The organism is Algibacter aquimarinus (assembly GCF_039543265.1).
Classification (GTDB): domain Bacteria; phylum Bacteroidota; class Bacteroidia; order Flavobacteriales; family Flavobacteriaceae; genus Algibacter_B; species Algibacter_B aquimarinus.
In genome coordinates this window covers 826901-850544 of the sequence record NZ_BAABJK010000004.1, presented here as the reverse complement: position 1 = coordinate 850544, position 23644 = coordinate 826901, and the positions used below count along the sequence as shown (strand labels likewise).

The 23644-nt window shown below is 30.9% G+C and carries 19 protein-coding genes; 9 read left to right on the top strand and 10 right to left on the bottom strand.

From position 1 onward, the window contains the following. Positions 1-38: 38 nt before the first annotated feature. Positions 39-2543, top strand: a complete 2505-nt coding sequence (locus ABD939_RS06570; protein WP_345165987.1) for a DUF5686 family protein — start codon at positions 39-41, stop codon at positions 2541-2543. A 44-nt stretch (positions 2544-2587) separates the two neighbouring features. On the opposite strand, the gene ABD939_RS06565 is transcribed toward ABD939_RS06570, so the two are convergent. From ABD939_RS06565 to ABD939_RS06550, 4 genes are all read right to left on the bottom strand, one after another. Next, positions 2588-2716, bottom strand: a complete 129-nt coding sequence (locus ABD939_RS06565) for a DUF4174 domain-containing protein (RefSeq protein ID WP_345165985.1) — start codon at positions 2714-2716, stop codon at positions 2588-2590. Then, entirely contained in the window at positions 2701-3036 is a 336-nt protein-coding gene (locus ABD939_RS06560; RefSeq protein WP_345165984.1) for a DUF4174 domain-containing protein, read from the bottom strand. Before ABD939_RS06560 ends, ABD939_RS06565 begins: the two co-directional genes overlap by 16 nt. A 529-nt stretch (positions 3037-3565) precedes the next feature. After that, entirely contained in the window at positions 3566-3859 is a 294-nt protein-coding gene (locus ABD939_RS06555; protein ID WP_345165982.1) for a PID-CTERM protein-sorting domain-containing protein, read from the bottom strand. Between the two features lie 118 nt (positions 3860-3977). Next, positions 3978-6206 (bottom strand): M1 family metallopeptidase, encoded by a 2229-nt coding sequence (locus ABD939_RS06550; RefSeq protein WP_345165981.1) that lies wholly within the window; start codon positions 6204-6206, stop codon positions 3978-3980. Positions 6207-6385: 179 nt separating this feature from the next. Between ABD939_RS06550 and ABD939_RS06545 the strand changes: the two genes are divergently transcribed. The 4 genes from ABD939_RS06545 to ABD939_RS06530 all read left to right on the top strand — a co-directional run bounded on the left by ABD939_RS06545 (position 6386) and on the right by ABD939_RS06530 (position 12392). Next, complete coding sequence (locus ABD939_RS06545) at positions 6386-6913, top strand: inorganic diphosphatase (protein WP_345165979.1); 528 nt, start codon at positions 6386-6388, stop codon at positions 6911-6913. 124 nt (positions 6914-7037) lie between these two features. Beyond that, complete coding sequence (locus ABD939_RS06540) at positions 7038-9434, top strand: sodium-translocating pyrophosphatase (RefSeq protein WP_345165977.1); 2397 nt, start codon at positions 7038-7040, stop codon at positions 9432-9434. A 138-nt stretch (positions 9435-9572) separates the two neighbouring features. Beyond that, positions 9573-11315: a chondroitinase-B domain-containing protein gene (locus ABD939_RS06535; RefSeq protein WP_345165975.1), complete on the top strand. Its 1743-nt coding sequence runs from the start codon at positions 9573-9575 to the stop codon at positions 11313-11315. 78 nt (positions 11316-11393) lie between these two features. Next, a complete protein-coding gene (locus ABD939_RS06530; RefSeq protein WP_345165973.1) occupies positions 11394-12392 on the top strand; it encodes an App1 family protein phosphatidate phosphatase in 999 nt (332 codons plus the stop codon). Here ABD939_RS06530 and ABD939_RS06525 read toward each other — a convergent pair. The 6 genes from ABD939_RS06525 to ABD939_RS06500 all read right to left on the bottom strand — a co-directional run bounded on the left by ABD939_RS06525 (position 12382) and on the right by ABD939_RS06500 (position 20270). Beyond that, positions 12382-13875 (bottom strand): aminotransferase class V-fold PLP-dependent enzyme, encoded by a 1494-nt coding sequence (locus ABD939_RS06525; RefSeq protein WP_345165970.1) that lies wholly within the window; start codon positions 13873-13875, stop codon positions 12382-12384. The genes ABD939_RS06530 and ABD939_RS06525 overlap by 11 nt on opposite strands. A 20-nt stretch (positions 13876-13895) precedes the next feature. Beyond that, positions 13896-16340, bottom strand: coding sequence for a protein-disulfide reductase DsbD family protein (locus tag ABD939_RS06520; protein ID WP_345165967.1), 2445 nt, complete (start codon positions 16338-16340; stop codon positions 13896-13898). 295 nt (positions 16341-16635) lie between these two features. Next, entirely contained in the window at positions 16636-17250 is a 615-nt protein-coding gene (locus ABD939_RS06515; protein WP_345165965.1) for a deoxynucleoside kinase, read from the bottom strand. A gap of 2 nt (positions 17251-17252) precedes the next feature. Further along, positions 17253-18035 (bottom strand): hypothetical protein, encoded by a 783-nt coding sequence (locus ABD939_RS06510; protein WP_345165962.1) that lies wholly within the window; start codon positions 18033-18035, stop codon positions 17253-17255. Between the two features lie 32 nt (positions 18036-18067). Continuing rightward, on the bottom strand, positions 18068-18748 hold the full coding sequence (locus tag ABD939_RS06505) for a response regulator transcription factor (RefSeq protein WP_345165960.1): 681 nt from the start codon (positions 18746-18748) through the stop codon (positions 18068-18070). Continuing rightward, a complete protein-coding gene (locus tag ABD939_RS06500) occupies positions 18741-20270 on the bottom strand; it encodes a sensor histidine kinase (protein WP_345165957.1) in 1530 nt (509 codons plus the stop codon). The genes ABD939_RS06505 and ABD939_RS06500 overlap by 8 nt, the downstream gene beginning before the upstream one ends. Before the next feature lie 125 nt (positions 20271-20395). Here ABD939_RS06500 and ABD939_RS06495 point away from each other — a divergent pair, with 125 nt between their 5' ends. The 4 genes from ABD939_RS06495 (at position 20396) to ABD939_RS06480 (ending at position 23609) form a co-directional block, all read left to right on the top strand. After that, entirely contained in the window at positions 20396-20767 is a 372-nt protein-coding gene (locus tag ABD939_RS06495; protein ID WP_345165954.1) for an SH3 domain-containing protein, read from the top strand. A gap of 2 nt (positions 20768-20769) precedes the next feature. Beyond that, a complete protein-coding gene (locus ABD939_RS06490) occupies positions 20770-21597 on the top strand; it encodes a GLPGLI family protein (RefSeq protein WP_345165952.1) in 828 nt (275 codons plus the stop codon). 250 nt (positions 21598-21847) lie between these two features. After that, entirely contained in the window at positions 21848-22681 is an 834-nt protein-coding gene (locus tag ABD939_RS06485) for a GLPGLI family protein (RefSeq protein ID WP_345165950.1), read from the top strand. 88 nt (positions 22682-22769) lie between these two features. Then, on the top strand, positions 22770-23609 hold the full coding sequence (locus ABD939_RS06480; RefSeq protein ID WP_345165947.1) for a GLPGLI family protein: 840 nt from the start codon (positions 22770-22772) through the stop codon (positions 23607-23609). The last annotated feature ends 35 nt before the right edge of the window (positions 23610-23644 follow it).

Here is a 23644-nt window from a genome sequence, read left to right as displayed (position 1 = left end):
CTTCATTAGCACGATTGTTGATGAAGTTTTTTTATAATATGAAATTAAGATTACTCATTATATTTTTTTTCTTCGGAGCTCTTTCTGTTTTGTCACAAACTAAAGTTAGTGGTTATGTGTTTGACGAATTTAACGAACCTGTATCTTTTGCTAATGTTTTATTTCAAGGTTCAACTCAAGGAACTATAACAGATGAAAACGGAAAGTTCTATTTAGAGTCTGACGAAACATGGGATGCACTAACCGTATCTTTTATAGGTTATGAAACATTAAATATACCTTTATTAAAAAAAGTAAATTATAATTTAAAGTTTACACTTAAGGAAGAGGCTGGTCAGTTAGATGAAGTATTAATAGTCTCTGGTAAACAATCTAAAAAGAATAATCCAGCTATAGATTTGCTCAGAAAAATATGGGCAAATAAAAGAAGTAATGGTTTAAAACAGTTCAATCAATATGAATACGATAAATACGAAAAAGTAGAGTTTGACATAAATACTATTGATAGCGCACTTATAAAAAGTAAACTCTTTAGAGGTATGGAATTTGTTTTTGAACAAGTAGATACATCCAGAGTTACAGGTAAAACCTATTTGCCAATGTTTATAAATGAAGCAGCAACAAAGGTTTATGGCGATAACTTATTGAATAAAGAAAAGGAGGATTTAAAAGGAAATAAAAATTCTGGTTTTAGTGATAATCAAGTTATTATCGATTTTGTGGATGATTTGTATTCTGATTTTAATGTTTATGATAACTATCTTCAGTTTTTCGATAAAAGCTTCGTAAGTCCGCTTTCAAGAACAGGAATAAACACCTATAATTATGTCTTATCAGATAGTGCTTATATAGATAATAAGTGGTGCTACAATATCATATACTATCCACGCCGAAAAAATGAACTCACTTTCAAAGGCGATTTTTGGGTAGCAGATACTACCTATGCTATTAAAGATATTAATCTTCAGGCGTCCAAAAGTGCCAATATAAACTGGGTGAAAGACATCTATATAGAGCAAGAATTTGAAGTTCTAAACGATTCACTTTTTCTTGTAAAACGCGATTATATGATGAGTGATTTTGCCTTCAGTAAAAAAGAAAAGTCACGAGGTATTTACGGTAAACGAACCACATTATATAATAATTACAAATTTGATATAGGGAAAGATAAAAAGTTTTATGACCAAGAAGTTTATAATTATGATAAAGATGTTTATGATAGAGACGACAAGTTTTGGGCTGAAAACAGATTAGAAGAATTAAACCAAGATGAAAAAGGTGTTTATAAAATGCTAGATACCTTAAAAACGGTTAAAAAGTTTAAAAGACTTTATAACTTAGGAAGTATACTATCATCAGGATATATAGAGTTTAACACATTACCATTAGATTATGGTCCTATTTTTTCAACTTTTGGTTTTAATGAAGTTGAAGGTTTGCGATTACGAACTGGTGGTAGAACTTATTTTGGAAGAAACGACCTATGGAGAATAGAAGGTTTTTTAGCCTACGGTTTTAGAGATGATAAATTTAAATATGGTATTTCTGGAAAATGGCTGTTAGATAAAAAAAGCCGACTAATTATATCTGGAGGAAATAGAAGAGATGTAGAACAAATAGGAGCAAGTTTAACAACAAGTACAGATGTTTTAGGGCGTAGTTTAGCCTCATCAGCAGTAGTTGGTACAGGAGCAAACGATAAATTAACCACTATAAATTTAACTAGTTTAGCCATTGAAGCAGAACCTTGGCGGAATGTAATTTTTAGGCTTGGGGGAAATTATCGAACTTTAGAATCGGCATCACCAACTTTTAGTTTAGATTATAATACCCCAACAGGTATAGAAAGTGAAGTAAAACAGTTTGAAACTTCTTTATCTGTATCTTATTTCCCTAAGCGAAAAATGACAGGTTTTGGTGTAGAACGCTTAACTGCTAATGATGATTTTGCAAGACTATTTGCTCAAGTTAGTAAAGGAGATAGAACTGTTTTTAATAGCGATTTCGATTATACAAAAGTACAGTTTTCATATATTCAACCATGGCAAGTTGGTGGTTTTGGAAGATTGACAACAACTATTGAAGCTGGTAAAACCTTTGGTGAAGTGCCTTTAGGTTTGCTAAGTGTTATACCGGGTAACCAAACTTATTTTTCAATCTATAACACCTTTTCTCAATTAGATTTTTATGAGTTTGTAAGCGACACATATACATCGTTTCATTTTGAGCATAATTTTAACGGACGCTTGTTTTCTAGAATTCCTTTTTTACGGAAATTAAATTTAAGAGAAATTCTAAGTATTCGTGGTGTTTGGGGTGAAATATCTGATGCGAATATTGCATTAAACACTACAAATAACCCTAATAGTATTCCTCTTATAGCACCCTCAAAAAATCCTTATTACGAATACAGTTTAGGTATTGGAAATATATTTAAAGTGTTTCGAATAGACTTTAATTTTAGAGGTAATTATAAAGACGATATTTTAAACCCAGATGCCAGAAAATTTGGTATTACAGGAAGTTTTGGCTTTTATTTTTAAGTTTACTATGTCTATTGTAAAAAGTGAGATAGTTAAAACAAACCTTAATTATTATTAATTTCAGATTTGCGCATAGGCATAACATCAATTACAGAAAATAAATCTTTGCAGTAAAGCATTTTACTCTGCCTTAATTTTATGCCGCCGTCTAATCCAATTAATAATAATTCCATTGGTGAATTAGTTTTTGGTAAGTTTTATATAAACTACTTGATTTTTCCCAATTTCTATTTCCTAATACTCCTGTTTTGTAACCATCCTTTTTTATTTGGTAAACTATTATTTTTCGTTCTCTGAGACCACTTATGCATCGCTTCAATTCGTTTAATTGATTATTATATGTGTCATTAGTTGTATCATCAGTTATAACTAAAAGCAATCTATTTTCCCATTGGTGTGATTTCATATTTTGAGCGTCAATGTTATTCATGTTAAGTGTAAATAGAATAGCTAAGACTATTTTTAAAAAAGGTAAGTTAACCTTAGAAGTCATACATTGTTTTTTAATTGATTTCAACTAGCCCTAAGATATGGACTTTTTAATAGTTTAATAAGTCATTAAAAAAAAAATTTAAAATATAGTAGGCTTAGTTTTTAATTTGGATGGTAACTTTACAGATTATAAATATTACTTATGCTTTTCATAAAAAATATAAATAAAAATATATCATTATAAAGATTTATCTTTGAAGTAATCAAAAAGGAAATTGTTATGAATAGTAAAATTTGATTGATTGTTTAGTTTAGTTTGAGTGTACTTGAGTTAGTTACAAGTATTTATTTAATTATTAACAAAATCCATGATATTCTCATGGATTTTGCTTTTATGCTTAGTTAGCTACAAATTATACCTGAAAAGATTATTATTTTTATTCCTTACTCATTTGGGAATAATCATATTGAAGAAGTTTTTATAATAGGTGTTAAAATTTAAAAAAGTAATTAGGTTTTAAGACCATCATTATATAAAAAAAGGGTTTTATAAATTTATAAAACCCTTTTGTGAAAAGTAAAGTATATTATTATTTTTTTCTTAATCTACTAATTCCAAAAGCAGCAGCACCAGCTAGTAAAATACTTAGGCCACCATCTAATGGGACTTGGTCACCACCGCCACCTTTGTTACATATTGCATTTCCTGCATGTGTGTGTGGTCCATTCCCACAGTTACCTCCAGGTTGGTTATATTGATTAACCCCAGTATCTCCAGTGTAACTTCCATCAGCATTTCCTCCTCCATCAGCGTAAAGTGTTGAAGAAAAAGTAAACGCTAGAGCAATCATTAGCGTTGTAAAAATATTGTTCAATGTTTTCATTTTGTTGATTATTAAGTTAATAGCCCTGTAAAAATATAGAGTATTTTCTAATCGAGCTTATATTTTCGATGTAATACATCAATATAACTTTTAATGGTAAAAATTAAGAGAACCGTAATTAATTCCCTTTTTTCTTATCCTTAAAACTATCAAACTCAGATTTAGTATCAAGTTTTGGGAAACTATTATTTTCAATATTTGTATCTGCAAATTCAAAATTAGGATCTAAATTAACCTCACTCACTTCTTTCGATTTCACAAAAGTCTTTTGTACTTTATATTCATTTCTTCTCCAAATTTGTGCAGGCAACCTATCAATTTCTTTTGTGCCATCAGTATAAGTCCATTCTATGGTTACAGGCATAACTAAGCCACCTTTATTCTTTATGGTTATCTCATAAATATTCTTTCCAGATAATTGTTTTCTAATTTCTGGTTCGTCTAACCTTGATAAAAACTGCCCGTAGTTAGCGTCTGGGGTTGATGTCATGTTTATAACTTCTGGTCCATTTGAGAAGTCTTTTGCATTAGCTTCTGCTGTTTTTTCAGAGGCCTTAATTTTAATTTTAGAAGTTTGCTTTTGGTCTTCTATATTAGCGTTTTCCTCGTAAACTGTAAACCATTTTACATTACTTAATTCCATATCTACATTATCCGTGGTAAAAAACCAACCTCTGTAAAACCAATCTAAATCGGTAGCTGTGGCATCTTCAAGGGTTCTAAATAAATCTGACGGATTTGGGTGCTTGTATTTCCATCGGTTAGCGTATTCTTTGAATGCTTCATCAAACAATTCTTTACCAATAATTGAGTTTCGCAACATTTGCAGGCCAACAGTAGGCTTTAAATAAAAATTTGCACCAAACTGACTCATTAATTCATTATCAGAAGTGGTCATTATTGGTCGTAATATATTTTTATCACCACTCATAAAAGGCACAATGCTTTTTGGAGTTACGCTATTAAAATCAGGGTAACGTTCTGCTACTGTCCGTTGATGTAAAAAAGTATTCAATCCTTCGTCCATCCACATCCATTTACGTTCGTCAGAACTTACAATCATTGGAAACCAATTGTGTCCAACTTCGTGTATAATGGTGCCTATCATTCCTGCTTTAGCTCTATCGCTTATTTTGCCGTTAGTGGCTCTTCCTCCGTTAAAACTAATCATAGGAAATTCCATGCCAATGTTAGATGTATTTACTGAAATAGCAACAGGATATGGGTAATCAAAAGTAGCTTCAGAATATACTTCAAGAGCATGCATTACAGCTTTTGTTGATTCTTCTTGCCATACGGGTAAGCCTTCTTTTGGATAAAAAGACATGGCCATAACAGTATTAGTTGGTAGTTTTACTGCTTGTGCATCCCAAATAAATTTTCTTGATGAAGCAAATGCGAAATCACGAACATTATTGGCAGTATATTTCCATGTTTTTTGCTTATTAGACTTTGTTTTTTCGTTAGCTTCAGCTTCTTCTTTTGTAATTATTAGAACAGGTTTGTCAAAAGATTTTTTAGCTAACTCAAAACGTTTGCGTTGTGTTTTATTAAGTACAGCTTCTTCGTTTTGTAATTTTCCAGTTGAAGCTACAATATGATCATCAGGAACGGTAATTTCAACATCATAATTACCAAATTCCAATGCAAACTCTCCAAGCTTTTGAAATTGTTGATTTTGCCAACCTTCAGAATCATTATATACGGCCATTCTTGGAAACCAATGCGCAATTAAATAGACAGAGTTGTCGTCTTCAGGATAGTATTCGTAACCTTCTCTTGAAAGTGAATACATACTACGGTCTGTAATATGATAAGACCAAGAGATTGAAAATGTAACAGATTCTCCAGAATTAAGAACTTTATTTAGCTTTAACTTCATCATGGTATTATTTACCAAAGTTTTTAAATTATTACCAGAGCTATCCTTTACATATTTTATTGAATATCCAGCAGGAAAATCTATAGCTCTAGTTAAGAACTGCATTTTTCTAGTGGTTATATTGTCTTTGACATTATTATTAATATCGCCAAAATCTTCATTCTCTTTTTTATTAACATTTTGATCTAGTTGAATCCATAAATAACTTAAATCATCAGGTGAATTATTATAATAGGTTATTACCTCTTCTCCTGTAAGTGTATTGTTTTTTTCATTTAAGGTTGCTTTAATTTTGTAATCGGCACGTTGTTGCCAATACGCTTTTCCGGGTGCACCACTTGCTGTTCTGTAGGTATTTGGCGGAGCAATTAAATTATCAATAGGTTCAAATTTACCTTGCCAAGGTTTGGTTTGTGCATTCAGGTTAAATATTGCTGCACATACAAAAATGAAAAAAATACGCATGTTTTTTAAATTATAAGAGTTAGTCATGCACAATATAGCAAATATTGAAGCGTAATTGTTGTAAATACTTAATAAGGTTAAGTAAAAATTAAACTTTTGTAAAAACATAGCTCTCTTAATTTTTATTGTTGTTAAAAGCTAAAGTGTTCAGTACATTTGCAGTCAAAAACATATGATATATGGCAGATAATAAAAAATTAACTTTTGATGTTTTAATAGAGATTCCAAAAGGAAGTAGAAATAAATATGAATACGACTTTACACTTCATAAAATAAGATTTGATAGAACTTTATTTTCTTCAATGATGTATCCAGGAGATTATGGATTTATACCAGAAACCTTAGCTTTAGATCAAGATCCTCTAGATATACTAGTACTTTCAACAGAACCTTCATATCCTATGGTTGTTATGGAAGTAAGACCAATAGGTGTGTTCCATATGACTGATGAAAAGGGGCCAGATGAGAAAATTATATGTGTACCAGTTTCAGATCCTGTTTGGAGTCAAAGAAATGATATTTATGATTTAAATCCACATAGACTGAAAGAAATAGAGCATTTCTTTCAAGTATATAAAGATTTAGAAGAAAAGAAAGTAGATGTTGGTGGATGGGGAGATGCTGAAGAAGCCATTAAAATTTATCATGAATGTGTTAAGCGTTATGATGAAAGTGAGCATAAGAAAAAGCGAACGTTTACTATATAATTACGGAATTAATAATATTTCGATATAAAATTGAGTCATCTTTAATTAAAGGTGACTTTTTTTATCACATAGATTTTCCTATTTTTGGCGACATTAAAAAAATAATTAATTTAAACTAACTAATATGGAATTAATAGTAAAATTTTTACCACTTTTTGGTGTTTTAGCTTTGATTTTCGTTTTTATAAAAAGCGGATGGGTATCGAAACAAGAAGTTGGTAATGAAAAAATGTCTCGTATTGCTAAGAATATAGCAGATGGAGCCATGGCATTCTTAAAAGCTGAGTATAAAGTTTTAGCAATTTTTGTAGCGGCTGTAGCTGTCTTATTATATTTTAAAGGGGAGTCTGAAGTAGGATCAAGTGGTGTAGTAGCTGTGTCATTTATAATTGGAGCTATATGTTCTGCTTTAGCTGGTTTCATTGGAATGAAGGTGGCAACCAAAGCAAATGTTAGAACTACCGAAGCTGCAAGAACATCTTTAGGGCGTGCCTTAGAAGTGGCTTTTGCCGGAGGTGCTGTAATGGGTTTAGGTGTTGTAGGCTTAGGAATTTTAGGATTGAGCGGTTTATTTATCGTATATCAAGGTATTTGGCCTGGAGAAGAAAATTTAGGAATGGTATTAAATGTACTTTCAGGATTTTCATTAGGAGCTTCATCAATTGCTTTATTTGCGCGTGTTGGCGGTGGTATTTACACAAAGGCTGCCGATGTTGGAGCTGATCTTGTTGGTAAAGTAGAGGCTGGTATTCCAGAAGACCACCCACTAAATCCTGCAACTATTGCTGATAACGTTGGAGATAATGTTGGAGATGTAGCTGGTATGGGCGCCGATTTATTTGAATCATATGTAGGTTCTATAATAGGAACTATGGTATTAGGAGCTTTTATCTTAACACCTGATTTTGCAGGCTTAGGAGCGGTTTATTTGCCTCTAGTTCTTGGAGCTGTAGGAATTGTAATGTCAATTCTTGGAACATTTTTTGTAAAAGTAAAAGATGGTGGGAATCCACAAACAGCATTAAATATTGGAGAATTTGGTTCTGCTGGATTAATGGTTGTAGCATCATATTTCATTATTAATGCTTTAATACCAGAGTCTGTTGAAGGATTACCTTTTGGAGCAATGGGAGTATTTTGGGCAACAATAGCTGGTTTAGTTGCTGGATTAGGTGTTGGTAAAATAACAGAGTATTATACTGCTACAGGGAAAAAACCCGTGAACTCAATTGTGGCACAATCAGAAACTGGAGCTGCGACAAATATTATTGCTGGTTTAGGTGTAGGAATGATGTCTACAATGATTCCAATTCTTTTAATTGCTGCAGCAATTATGATTTCACATCATTTTGCAGGTTTATATGGTATCGCTATTGCAGCGGTAGGAATGTTAGCAAATACTGGTATCCAATTAGCAGTTGATGCATATGGACCAATTTGTGATAATGCAGGTGGTATTGCTGAAATGGCTGAATTACCCAGTGAGGTTCGTGAGCGTACAGATAAATTAGATGCTGTTGGTAATACAACTGCGGCAGTTGGTAAAGGATTTGCAATTGCTTCTGCTGCCTTAACCGCATTAGCATTATTTGCAGCTTTTATGAAGACAGCTAATGTGACTGCTATTGACGTATCTCAGCCTAAAATTATGGCTGGATTGTTAGTTGGTGGTATGTTACCATTTGTATTCTCAGCGTTGTCTATGAATGCGGTTGGTCGAGCTGCAATGGCAATGATTGAAGAAGTTAGACGTCAATTTAGAGACATTCCTAAATTAAAGGCTGCACTAGAAGTGATGCGTAAGTATGATTCAGATATGTCTAAAGCATCTGATGCTGATAGAAAAATATTTGATGATGCAGATGGTGTTGCAGATTATAGTAAATGTATAGATATTTCTACAAAAGCATCAATTAGAGAAATGGTTTTACCAGGTTTATTAGCTATTGCTGTTCCTGTTGCTGTTGGTTTTTTAGGTGGTGCCGAAATGTTAGGAGGTTTACTTGCGGGTGTAACTACTTGTGGTGTACTTATGGCTATTTTTCAATCTAATGCAGGTGGTGCATGGGATAATGCTAAGAAAACTATTGAAGAAGAAGGTAGAAAAGGAACTGAGGCTCATAAATCAGCTGTTGTAGGTGATACTGTAGGAGATCCATTTAAAGATACGTCAGGACCTTCATTGAATATTTTATTAAAATTAATGTCGGTAGTAGCATTAGTAATTGCTCCTAGTATAGCGTTATCTGCAGATTCAGTTACCGCTTATCTTTCAGATAATAATGCAACAGAGCAAGTTGAAGTATCTAAAGAAGTAAAAGTAGAAATGAATAAAAATGAAGACGGAATTACTAAAGCTGTAGTAACAACTATTATAACTGAGGACGGTGTAACTTCAACAAATTACGAAACTTTTGAAGGAACAGAAGCGGAAGTAAAAGCAAATATTGAAGCTTTAAAAAATGATGGCAAAAATATTATTACAGAAGCTAAGGAAATAGAAAAGGAAGTCGTTAACTAATAAATGATTTTTAATCCAATAATTGAAACCACGCTAATTGCGTGGTTTTTTTGTTTTATTTCATTAATAATAGTTAAAACTTTAATATATTTTATAATTGGTTAACCAGTTTGGTTTTTCAATTAAAAACATCTGTTAATGAAAAACTATTTCCAACTTTTAAGTCTAGTCTGTATTTTAAATGTTAATTCTCAAGTAGTCACAAATAGTACTGAACTTCAAGATGCTATTACAAACGCTACAGCCGGCACCATTATTGAGTTAACAGATGGAACATGGATGGATGTACAAATTTCTATTAATGTAAATGCAACAGAAATAGACCCTTGTATAATAAGGGCTCAAAATGCTGGAAATGTAAGTTTTGAAGGACGTTCAAACATAAGTTTAGGAGGTTCATATGTTATTTTTGAAGGGGTTGTTTTTCAAAATGCATCAGGTCTTATTTCAAGTGGAGGAAGAATTGAACCAATAATAGAGTTTAGAGATACAAGCAATAACGACTGTGTAAACTGTCATGTTCGGAATATAAAAATAGATTCATACAACGGAACTGTAAGTCAAGAAGAAGATGTTTTTAAATGGGTTATTATTTATGGAGAATATAATGAAGTAAGTTATTCTTCGTTTATTGGAAAAAATGGAGTTGGTAGTATTATTAATGATAACCATAACAATTCAACTCCCGATTATTCCAAAATACATCATAATTACTTTGCTGATCGAGTATCCGTAAATAATGATGTTAATGGTTTAAATGACCAAGACGCCATACGAATAGGCGTTAGTGCAACATCACTTTCCGATTCATTTACTGAAGTTTATGATAATTTTTTTAATAATTGGTCTGGCGAAGTGGAAATTATTTCAAATAAAAGTGGAAGTAATAAATATTATAACAACACTTTTAGAGATTATCAAGGTACACTAACCTTAAGACATGGGAATAATACCGAAGTTTTTGGAAATTACTTTTTTGGTAATAACAATTTATTTTCTGGTGGAGTAAGAGTTATTGGTGAAGACCATAAAGTATACAACAATTATTTTGAAGGACTTAGATACAGAAAACCAAATGGTTCAGGTTCCAATACCACAGGAGCTTTAAATATAATGAATGGTTTAGAAAATTCTCCTTTAAGTGGATATTATCAAGTTAAAAATGTACAAATTTTAAATAACACACTAGTAGATTGTGATTTAGGTATTAGAATTGGAACTAGTTTAAGTGGTGCAACTCTAGCACCAGAAAATTTAATTGTTGCTAACAATATAATACTAGATTCTAGTATTAACGCATTTCAAGAAGTAACTCCAGCTATAGGTGCTTCAAGTTATGAAGGGAATATTACTCAAAATGGAAATTGGGATTTAACTAACGGCGTAAATTCTAACCAAACAGTAGCATCAGGTTTGCTAATAAGTGGAAGCGATTTTTATAGGTTAGCAACAGGAAGTCCAGCGATTAATGCAGGTATAGGAAGTTATTCATTTTTAAATAAAGATATTCTCTACGGAGATAGAGAAGTAGATTTTGATGCTGGCGCGGAAGAGTTTGGAGCTTTAGGAAATATAGGGCCATATAAGCTGTCTGATGTTGGATTAACTATTGGCTTTGGAGCTTTAAATACATTATCGGTTGGTATGCAAAATTTCAATAATAAAGGAATTAAAATTTATCCGATACCTTGTCATAATGATTTGGCTATTTCTTCAAATACTGGAGTTATTGGAGATATCAAAATATTTAATATTTACGGTCAGCAAATCTTAAATAGAAAAATTGAATTTGATACAGCAAAAATTGATATAAGTTATTTTTCAAACGGAGTGTATATTTTAAAAACCGATAAAGGTGCAAGTCGTTTTGTAGTGGAATAGGAAATCTTTTTTATTGAAGTTTATAGAACTATGCTTTTATATGGTTTTTTGTATTTTTAACCTGATTTAAAAATATTTATGTTCAAGAAAGATTTACTTCAAATTATTGCCTTTCAAACCTATGGTAAATCAAACCATTTGTACCTTAGAGGAAGGGCAATAGAGGATGAAAGTATTAACTTAGAACAACGCGGTGCTTTTAAACTTCTTTTTAATGCATGGAAGCGTTTTGAAACTGATGAAATTAAGAATACAGAACTTCAAGTTAAAATAGGAGAAGATATTTTCTACGAAACAAAAACAGATCATAGAGGCTATTTTTTATTGGATAAAAAGGTTAAGGATTTAAGTCGGCACGCAAACACAGAAGGTTGGGTAAATATTGAGTTTTCATACAAAGAAGTACAAAAAAAAAGAGCTATAAAATCTGAAAATAGATTTCATGGAGAGATGCTTATTCCATCAAGTAAAGTATCGTTTGGTGTTATTAGTGATATTGATGATACTATTTTGCATACAGGGCTAACATCTTTACTAAAATGGCGTGTTTTGTTAAATACACTTTTAACTTCTGCAGGTAAACGTTTACCTCTTGAAGGTGCTCCAGAATTCTATAATTTATTGCATCATGGTAAAACAGGTCAGGAATCTAATCCTATATTTTATGTAAGTCATAGTCCATGGAATTTGTACAGATACCTAAAGTATTTTTTAAATAAGAACAATTTTCCTAAAGGCCCCATAATTTTAAGAAGTTTTCCAAAACCATTTTTAAAAAAACCAAAGGGTGAGAAACCACAAAAGCAAAAAGAGATTGTTAATCTTTTAAATACCTATCCTGAGTTAAAGTTTATTTTAATCGGAGATATTGGAGAGCACGATCCAGATATTTACAAAGAGGTCTCAGAAGCTTTCCCGAATAGAATTTTAGCAATCTATTTAAGGAGTGTTAACCATAGAAAAAAAATGAGTCGTGTTTTTAACCTATATAAGGATTATAATAAAATTCCTGTTTTATTAGTTGAGAGTAGTGAACAAGCTATTAAACATGCTAGAGAAAATGGATTTATAGCTTAAACCAGTTCTTAGTAATTTCTGTCTCTATATTGAGATTTTCTTTGTGTATATATTCGTTTTTAGCAGCATTATATTCATAATCAACACTCCAATCTTTATAGTTTTTAGCAACAGCTTCAATAGCATCACAAATAAATTCTATTTCATCATTAGTCATAGTAGGATGAATAGACATTCTTATCCAGCCTGGTCTTTCAATTAAACAACCTTCTAGTATCTTTAACTCTATTGATTTTGATGTTGTTTCATCAACATTAAGTAAATAATGCCCATAAGTTCCTGCACAAGAACAACCACCTCGAGTTTGAATACCAAACCTATCGTTTAAAAGCTTAACAATAAGATTATAGTGTGCATCATCAATATAAAAAGAAAACACACCTAATCTGTCTTTATGCTTTGGTGCTAAAATTTTAAGATTTTCAATTCTACTAAGCCTATTAAATACAATGTCAATAAGTTCATGTTCTCTATCTAGTATGTTTTTAACACCCATTTCTTCTTTTAACTGAATAGAGAGTGCTATTTTAATGGCTTGTAAAAACCCCGGAGTTCCTCCATCTTCTCGGGTTTCTATATCGTCAATATAATCATGATCTCCCCAAGGATTTGTGTAACTTACAGTTCCGCCTCCTGGGTTGTCTGGGACTAAGTTTTTATATAATTTCTTATTGAAAATAAGTACACCTGATGATCCTGGACCTCCTAAAAATTTATGTGGAGAAAATGTAATAGCATCTAAATATTGATCTTCATCTTCAGGGTGCATGTCTATATCAACATAAGGTGCTGAGCAAGCAAAATCAACAAAACACAAGCCATTGTTTTGATGCATAACTTTTGCTACTTCATGATAATTTGTTCTTATACCAGTTACGTTTGAGCAGCCTGTTATCGCTGCTATTTTAATTGGAACTTCTTTGAAGTTATTAATAAGCTCTTCTAATTTAATCAAACAAGGTAAACCTTCATTGTTTGAAGGAATCACTTCTACTCTTGCAATGGTCTCTAACCAGGAGGTTTGGTTAGAGTGATGCTCCATGTGAGAAACAAAAATAACAGGTCTTTTTTCCTCAGGAATTTGTGTGTTATCCTTTAAATTTTCGCAAAGTTTAAGTCCTAAAATACGTTGGAATTTGTTTATTGCTCCAGTCATGCCGGTGCCAACAGTAATTAATACGTCGTTACTTGATGCTTTGACATGTTTTTTGATAATGTCTCTGGCATCATGGTAAGCATGAGTCATTACACTTCCTGTGATGGATGTTTCTGTATGAGTATTTGCCACATAGGGCCCCATTTCGTTTAATATTTTTTCCTCAATAGGTCTGTATAATCTTCCGCTGGCAGTCCAATCTGCATAAATTATTTTTTTTCTTCCGTATGGAGATTCAAAATAGTCATCAATTCCAACTATATTCTTTCGAAATGGCTGAAAATAGATTTCTAAATTTTTAGATTTCTTTGTTGCTGAATCTATCATAACTAAAAGCGAAATGAATACTAATTATTGTTATCCTTAAATACTTCTAAACCACATTCTAAGAACTGTACGTAATCATCTTCATTTGGAGTGTAACCAACAGCTTGATTTAGAATTTCTGTTCCGTCAGAATTTAATAATACGTAATAAGGCTGAGAATTTGTTTTAAAGAACTGTGTTTGAAAATTAGCCCATTTATGGCCATAACTTTCAAGCTTTCTCGTTCCTCCGTTCACTCTATTAACTTCTACTTGCTCTGTTTCTGGAAGTGCTTTTTTATCATCAACATATAGTGAAATTAGAACATAATCGTTTCTTAAAAGATTGTCTACACTTTTAAGGGGCCAAACATGTTCTTCCATTTTTCTGCAGTTAACACAAGCATATCCTGTAAAATCTAGCATAATAGGTTTGCTTACTTTTTTAGCATAAGCTATTCCTGTTTTTAAATCTTTAAAACATTCCAGATTATTTGGGCAGTCGTTTGGATATAAAAAGCTATAACCCACTGGTGGCGCCAATCCACTTAAAAGTGTTAAGGGTGTAAATGTATTTGTCTCTTTGTTTACTCTGAAGCCAGATGCTAAATAGATAACAAAAGAAACTACTAATAAACCTCCAGCTATTCTAGAAAATGATAACTTTTTAATTGGAGAATCATGTGGGAATTTAATTTTTCCTAACAAATAAAGTGCTAAGCCTGCAAAAATAATTATCCAAATAATTAAGAAAGGTTCTATTTTTAAAATATTCCAATGTGCCACTAAATCAGCGTTAGATAAGAACTTAAATGCTAAAGCTAATTCTAAGAATCCTAAAATAACTTTAGTTGTGTTTAACCATCCACCAGATTTTGGTAAGGCATTCATCATGTTAGGAAACATTGCAAAAATTGCAAATGGAAGCCCTAGAGAAACTCCAAAACCTGCCATACCTGCTGTGAGTTGCCACGCACCACCATCAGCAGTTAAAGATCCTGCAAGTAAAGAACCTAAAATTGGTCCCGTACAAGAAAAAGATACAATAGCCAGTGTTAAAGCCATAAAAAAGATACCAATAAGACCTCCTGAAGTTTCGCCTTGTGTTGTTTTTGTAGTCCAACTTGAAGGCAATGTAAGTTCATAATATCCAAAGAAAGAGAACGCAAAAAACATGAATATTGCAAAGAATATAATGTTTAACCATACATTGGTTGATATTTCATTTAGAATATCTGGATTAACAGAATCTAATAAATGGAATGGTACACTAAGTATAATGTAAACTGCAAATATGAAAAAACCGTAAAGGAGTGCTTTAGATATACCAGCACTTCTATTTTGTCCACTGCTTTTAGTAAAGAAACTAACCGTTAATGGTATCATTGGAAAAACGCAGGGTGTTAATAATGCTAACAAACCACCAAGGAAACCAAGGCCAAAAATACTCCAAAGCGACTTGCCTCCACTTTGCACATCTGAAGTGCTAGTTATAAGTTCATTTTCGCATTTAACTGAGGATGTTTTCAAATCCTCTGGATTCATTCCGTAAAGAGAACTATTAACTAAACTATTATTAATGTTGGATGAACTTGTGTTTAAACTTTCTAAATCTTCATTATTTAGAGAAAATATGAACTTTTCATTAATTTGTAAACACACCTTTTTACAAACTTGTCCTGATAGATATAACTGTACTTGCTTAATATCATCACTGTTTAGTTTTATCCGTTGTTTTAATATTGCTGAGTTATCGAAATAAGATTCGTATACTTTAAAAGTTTCATTATACTTTTTTATGGTATCACTTTCGCTAGCTTTACCTATTAATTCATAGTTGTCTGTTTTGTTAGCTTTTTCTATTACTATTGGTAATGATCCTCCATCTTCTGTGAACTGAGAATAAACGTGCCATCCGTTTTCAATATCTGCTTTAATTACTAAGTCGTATTCTAAATCTGAAATTTTGTTAATAGATGTACTCCATTTAACAGGCTTTAAAATACCACTTTGGGTGTTTAACTTACTATTATTCGAATTATTTTCAATATTAAAAACTAGATCGATCTCAGTGGGCGGTAAGCATCTAGTATCATCACAAACCATAAACTCGACCGTTCCATTGATAATGTCAATGTCTTTAGGAATTTTTATCTTTTGTTCAAATATGGCATTATCTTCAAAAAATTTAATTTTCATCCCAAAAACAGGATCATCAACTGTATGCCCTTCTTCTTCACTTGTGTTCCCTATGAAATCAATCCTACCTTTGGAATCATTATAATTGAATGTTGTTGGTATTGGTCCATTTTCTGGTACTTTCTGAGAGTATAAATGCCACCCCGATTCAATAGTAGCTTTGGTGATTAATTTGTATTCTGTGTTAGAAATTCTCTCTACTAATGTAGACCATTTTACAGGTTCAAGTATTTGAGAATTACCCATAGCAATTGCAAATAGGGCAAACAAAAAGAATATTTTTTTCATGTATTTCAGTTTATAAAGCGCTATAAAAGTACTTATTTTTATTGAGCACTATTTATTTTATTATTAAGCCTAATTGAGAGTTTATTTAAAAAAGGGCTATTTACGTAAATAGCCCTTTTTTGTTATACACTAATTTAGTCAATAATAAAATCAAAAATAATTATAAATTTTAGTGTATAAAACCTCATTAACTTATTCTTAAGAGTCGGAAAAAATGAAATACCCTTATAAAAGTACTGTAGAAAATTAAAATTGAAATTAGTTGTTAATGAATAGAATTTGATTGAAAATTATATTAAAACAAACCATTAATCTCAGCATCAATAGTGTTTATTACGTCTCCTAAATCTTCTGGATTATCTACAAAATTTAAATTATCAACATCAATAATCAATAATTTACCTTTGTTGTAACCATGAATCCAAGCTTCGTAGCGCTCATTTAATCTGCTTAAATAATCAATGCTTATAGAGTTTTCGTAATCGCGCCCACGTTTATGAATTTGCGATACTAAATTAGGGATAGAACTTCTTAAATAAATTAATACATCTGGCCCCTGAACTAATGATTCCATTAAATCAAATAACGATTTGTAGTTTTCAAAATCGCGATTTGTCATTAATCCCATAGCGTGCAAGTTGGGTGCAAAAATGTGTGCATCTTCATAAATAGTTCTATCTTGTATGATGTCTTTTCCGCTTTGACGAATTTGTAAAACCTGACGAAACCTACTATTTAAAAAGTAAACTTGTAGGTTAAAACTCCAACGTTCCATTTGATTATAAAAATCATCTAAATAAGGGTTATCTACAACATCTTCCAGTTGAGCTTCCCATTTATAGTGTTTTGCTAATAACTTAGTAAGCGTCGTTTTTCCAGCGCCAATATTTCCGGCAATAGCAATATGCATAGTTAATTGATTTTTATTTGGAATTCTTGGAGAGTTTCATTGTCGTAAATATACAAGGTTTCGTTGGTTACAAAAAACTGATTTATTAAAATGTTTTTTGAATTAACGGGTAATACGTTTTTTGAATTCTTTCCTAGGTAAAATAAATTGTCACCTTTTTTTAGATAAAGAGCTTCATTGCTTTCTGCTAATTCTGTATAGCCTTCATTCTTTAATATTCTTATTACACTGCCAAAATAATTGTATATAGTAAGATGCTCTTTTGTGAGTAAATAGCAGTAATTATAATTGCTTTTTAAATCTAAAATTTCATTGTCGATAGGCTGTAATATTTGCGCTCTTGTTGTTCTTGTTTTGTAATCAAAAACCTCTAAAAGCTGAGTGTCTTGGTTAAAAAGCCATATGGTATTATCGTACCCCGTAGAAACATGCGACACGTTTTTGTACTTAGAAGCTGTATTAAAATCAATCTTAAAAATTTCGGCTAGTCTATTATCAAGTATAATTACGGTATTAAAATCTTTATAAAATAGGTTTATTTTTAGAGGGTTAAAAGCATTTACGGTTTCTAAGTTACCAAGTTGTAAATTATTGTAGGTTAATATTTGAGAAGTATTTTTCTTGTAAAAAACATCGTTGTTAATGTAATATTTAGTGCCAAAATTATCAACCGAGACTAGCTTATCAGCTTCAAAAGGGCTTTTTTTAACAAATGTAGCCTCAATAGATTCTTGGCAGAAAATTGAATATGATATTAGAAAAAAAAGATAGATTGTAGTTTTCATTAGTTTTGAAAAATACAAAAATCAAACCACTTTTAGCAAATTAACTTGTAACCAAAACCGCGAACATTAATAATTTGAATAGTTTCATCTTTTATTAATTTTTTTCTGAGCTTTGTAATAAAAACATCCATACTTCTAGCATTAAAAAAATCATCACTTCCCCATAGTTTATTTAGTATTAACGACCGATCTAAAACTTGATTCTTATTTTTTATTAAATGAAATAATAAATGTGCTTCGCGATGTGTAAGCTGAACCGCATCTTCATTATTATATTGAAGTAATTGTTTGGGAAAGTTAAAAGTGAAATTGCCGATTTTTAAAATATCTGAGGTTTTTTGAAGTTTTGTTCTGTTTAGTAAATTATTAATTCTTACAATTAACTCTTCCATGCTAAATGGTTTTTTGAGGTAATCGTTTCCACCAATAGTAAAACCCTCAACTACATCTTGAGTTTGCGATTTAGCAGTTAAAAAAATAATGGGAATGGTATCATCTATAGCTCTAATGTCTTTTGCTAATGTGAATCCATCTTTTTTTGGCATCATAACATCCAAAACCAGTAATTCTGGTGACTCAGCTTTGTAAACTTCAAAAGCTTTTTCTCCATTTTCGCATAGTAAAACATCAAAATTTCTAGTTTCTAAACTTTCCTTTATTATTTGGCCTAAAGCAGGCTCATCTTCTGCAAGAATTATAGTTGTTTTATTCATTAGGAAGTGAAATTTTAAAATTAGTCATGTTTTTAGTTAAATCAAGTTCTATACTTCCGTTATGTTTTTCAATAATTTTTTTGGTGTAATATAAACCAATTCCAAAACCTTTAACATCATGAGTGTTTCCTTTTGGAACACGATAAAATTTTTCAAAAATTTTCTCTTTGTTTACTTTTTTAAGAGAATTACCATTATCGGAAATTGATATATTAAATGAAGTTTTATTTTGAGATAAATTTACATTAACTACATCACCTCCATACTTAATGGCATTGTCTAGAATATTATTAATAGCGTTTTCAAAATGAAAAAAATCAACTGAAACGATTATAGATTCTGGAGGCAAGTTAACATTGATGATTTTAGTTTCTGTTTGTAATTTATGTTTGTTTACTAAAGAATGCAGTAATATAGAAACATCTATTTCTTCCTTATTTAAATCTAGGCTATCACTGTCTAAAGTTGCTGTTTCTAAAAGCTTTTCAACCATAATATTAAGCTTGTTTAGTTGTGTATTTGAAACATCTAAGTAGCTTTTTGTTTTTTCTTTATCATCAATTACGTTAAAGTTTTTTATACTTTCTATTGCTACGCCTATTGTGGCAATTGGTGTTTTAAATTCGTGGGTAATATTACTAATTAAATCATTTTTAACTTCTGCTAATTGTTTTTGTTTTTTTATTATTTCTAAAAGATAAAATAAACAAGCAACTACTGCTAATACTAAAAATGCAGAAATAAAAAATGCAGAAAAAATACGTTTAAAAACGGTCCAATTAATGTTTTCAAAATAAATGGTTAACGAACTGTTTTTTGGTAAAAATGTAGACTTAGATTTAACGTTTAAAAGATTAGGATCTATTTTAGGTTCCTTTTCTTTTATAGATTTTATAACACTAGGGAAACGTTTTTCTGCTTCTTTAAAATCTAAAAAATAATCAATAGAAATATTTTTTCTGGTTAAATCTGTAAAAAGAATACTGTCTACTTGTTTTACATCTAAAGTATCATTTGTTATAGAAATTAAAACTTTTGAGGTTAATAACCCGAAGTTTTTAGCACTATTGCTGTCATTTTCTTTTTTTAACCATTTACTTATTCCTTTATCACCTTTTTTGATAAAATGCTTTCCTTTTTCATCTTTTTCGTTCATTAAAGAGTCTGCTTTAAACCCTCTAAAAACAGTTATTCCTTTAACAGAATCGATTTTTAAAGCTCGAAAGTCTTTAAATTTGCTGTTAGATTTATCAATATTTGCGGCAACACTATCAAAAAAGCCACCATCGTCTAATACATTTTTTTGTGCATCGCCTTCTATTTTAAAACCAAGTGTTGTTTTTTGGGCTAATTCTGTGTAGTAATCATCAACCGCTTTGTCAAGACTTATTTGAATATCTTTTATGAGTTGCTGTTTGTTGAAAATATAATTCTTGTAGTTCCAATATCCTTGTATTGCGATGGTAGATAGTATAACTATTGTTATAATATATAATGTATATCTGTATTTTCTATCATTCATACTCCAAAAGTAAATGTTAAGATTATTAAATACTAATCGGTTAACACACGTTAACATTGGTTAACTTTAAAAACTGAAAATGACTTTTACATTTGTGTTGTATTAATCATAAAAACAATTTAAAAATGAAAAATGTATTTACAATTTTAATGGTATTACTTACAATGGTAAGTTTTAGTCAATCTAAAGAATTAGAAGGTGATGTTGTTATTGAGGATGTTAAGTTTAATGATTTAAAAATTTCAGTAGAAGTCGAATCTGCCGAAGAAATAGAATCTACTTTTAAAGTAGAAGATATTATGGAAATTTTGGATGATACTGATAAAAATCAAAAGCTTCATTTTGAAATTATTTGTAACGGAGATAAAATGTCAAACGGAGTAAAAAGTTCACTAAGTTATAAAGTTGAAGGAAACACAGATGAAATAAAAAGCTTTTACAAGAGTGTAAAAAAAATTAGAAAAGCTGCTATTAATTACTATAAAAACAAGGAATAATCATGAAAAAATTACTAAAAATTATTACAACATCAGTTCTTTTTTTAATTACAAATTGCCTCATGGCTCAAGATTTTCAAGGTATTGCTATCTATAAATCTCATAGAAAAATGGATTTAAAGATTGACGAAAAAAAGGTGAATTCTGATATGCAAAAACAAATTCAAGAGCAGTTGAAACGTCAATTTCAACAAGAATATACTTTAAATTTTAACAGGAACGAATCTTATTACAAGCAAAATGAGAAGCTGGATAGACCATCGCCACCTTCTTCATCAGGTATTACTATAAAATTGAATCAAGGGTCTGATATAATTTATAGGAATATTAAAGAAAACCGATATGCCAATAAAACAGAAATATCTGGAAAAATCTTTTTGATAAAAGATACTTTACAACCGAAGAAATGGGAGTTAGTTAACGAAACCAAATATATTGGTGAATATGCTTGTTTTAAGGCAGTCTTTAAAGAAGACTATACAACAAAAACCATTACTGAAGAGGGCAATTATGAAGATGTTACAAAAGAACGTGTTGTAACAGTTTGGTATACGCCACAAATACCAGTTAGCTCAGGACCTGGAGATTTTTTTGGATTACCTGGGTTAGTTTTAGAAGTTAATGATGGTAAACTAACTTTAGTTTGCACTAAAATTGTTTTAAACCCAGAAAAGGAGTTTGAAATTGTTGAGCCAACAAAAGGGAAAGAAGTATCTCAAAAAGAATTCGACAGTATTAGGAAGAAAAAGCAAGAAGAAAACATGGAGATGTTCAGGTCCAGAAAAAGGGGGCGAGATGGTGAGAGTGTATTTGTAACAATTGGTGGTTAAAACCAAATAAGCTAAAATCTAAATGTTTAAACAAACTGTTTTGTTTAATATAAATGTTTTGTATGAGCAAATAAGCTTCGTTTTTTGAAAAGGTTAAAAGCATTGTAAAGTATTGAAATTAAGAGATTAACAAGAATTTTGATTTGTTAAAAAGTGTTATTTTATTGCTAAAAATGAATTAAACAAAATATTATTGTTTAATAATTGTTTATATTTGTTGAACAAAATAATCATTTTTAAGTCTAAAACAATGAAAACCTCACTGAAAACACTGGTAATTACATCATTTATATTGCTAACAACAATAACAATAAGTGCACAAGAATTTTACGGTAAAGCTTATTATTTTTCAAAATCAACAATGGATTTAGGTAGATGGGGAGCAAGACTAAGTGAAGCTCAAAAAAAGCAAGTAATGGCAAGGATGAAAAATCGTTTGCAAAAAACTTACGTATTAAGTTTTAACAAAACAGAATCATTTTTTAAAGAAGATGAGAAATTAGATGCTATGTCTGGTGCAACTGATTCTTGGGGTAAAAATTTCACTCAAGGAGATTTGTATAAAAATGTAAAGGATAATGCCTTAGCACAAAGCCAAGAGTTTTATGGAAAAAAGTTTTTAGTGAAAGACGAACTTCAAAAAATTGAGTGGCAAATGGGTTCTGAAACGAAAAAAATCGGAAACTACACCTGTTTTAAGGCGGCAGCTCTTATACCTTCTGATGAATTGACTTGGTATAATTTTTCGTGGGATAGATTGAGGTCAAACGAACCTCAAACGGATTCTACAGGAGTAGTTAAACAACCAGAAATTAAAATGACACAAGTTGTTGCTTGGTATACACCTCAAATTCCAGTTAGTCATGGACCATCAGATTATTGGGGATTACCGGGTTTAATTTTAGAGGTTAGTGCAGATAATACAACAATGCTTTGTTCTAAAATTGTGCTTAATCCTGAAGAGAAAGTTGAAATTGAAGCTCCCGATAAAGGAAAAGAAATTAATAAGAAAGATTATCAAGAAACTGTAATGCTTAAAATGCAAGAGTTTCGTGATAGCAGAGGGAGAAGACGACGTAGTTAAGTTCTTTAACGCAAGTTTAACATAGTCTAGTTTTTACTTTTTGTTATTTCGCAAGTCTTAAAATAATTAAGACTAAAAAACAAAACATATGAAGCCTTTTCTATTTAAACTTTTTACATCTATTTTAATTATTTGTACTGTTGGTGGTGCTTTTGCTCAAGACTTTCAAGGTAAAGCTTATTATCAAAGTAAAACGACTATGGATATGAGTCGGTTTACTGGAAATCGACAATTTACACCAGATCAAATTAAAAGATTCCAAGAACGAATGAAAAGTTTTTTGGAAAAACAGTATACACTTGTATTCAACAAAGAAGAATCCATTTACAAAGAAGAAGAGAGAATAGAAGCGCCAAATTCTGGTCGTGGATGGGGTGGTTTTTCCAGTGGTCTTAGTGGCGGACCAAAGTATAAAAATGTAAAAACTAAAGAATTATTACAAGACCAAGAGTTTTTTGGAAAGCAGTTTCTAATTAAAGATGAACTAGAGCCTCTAGCATGGAAAATGGGAAGTGAAACAAAACAGATTGGTCAGTATGCTTGTTTTAAAGCTACGGCAATAATCCCTGATACAAGTTTTGACTGGGGTAGTAGATCTAGAAGAAATGATGAAGAAAAAGATGAGAGCAAAGAAGCTGAAGAGGAAAAAACTATAGAGGTTGTTGCTTGGTATACACCACAAGTACCTATAAACCAAGGGCCAGATAATTATTGGGGTTTACCTGGGTTAATTTTAGAGGTAAGCGCAGGCAGAACAACAATTTTGTGCACAAAAATTGTTATGAACCCAAAAGAAAAGGAAGAAATTAAAAAACCTGAAAAAGGAGAGGAAGTTACTCAAGAAGAATATACAATAATTACTACCGAAAAGATGGAAGAGATGAGAGAAATGAGAGGCCGACGCCAAGGTAATGGTAGAAGAAATTAAATTGATTTAATAAAATCAATCAATCAAAAAACAAC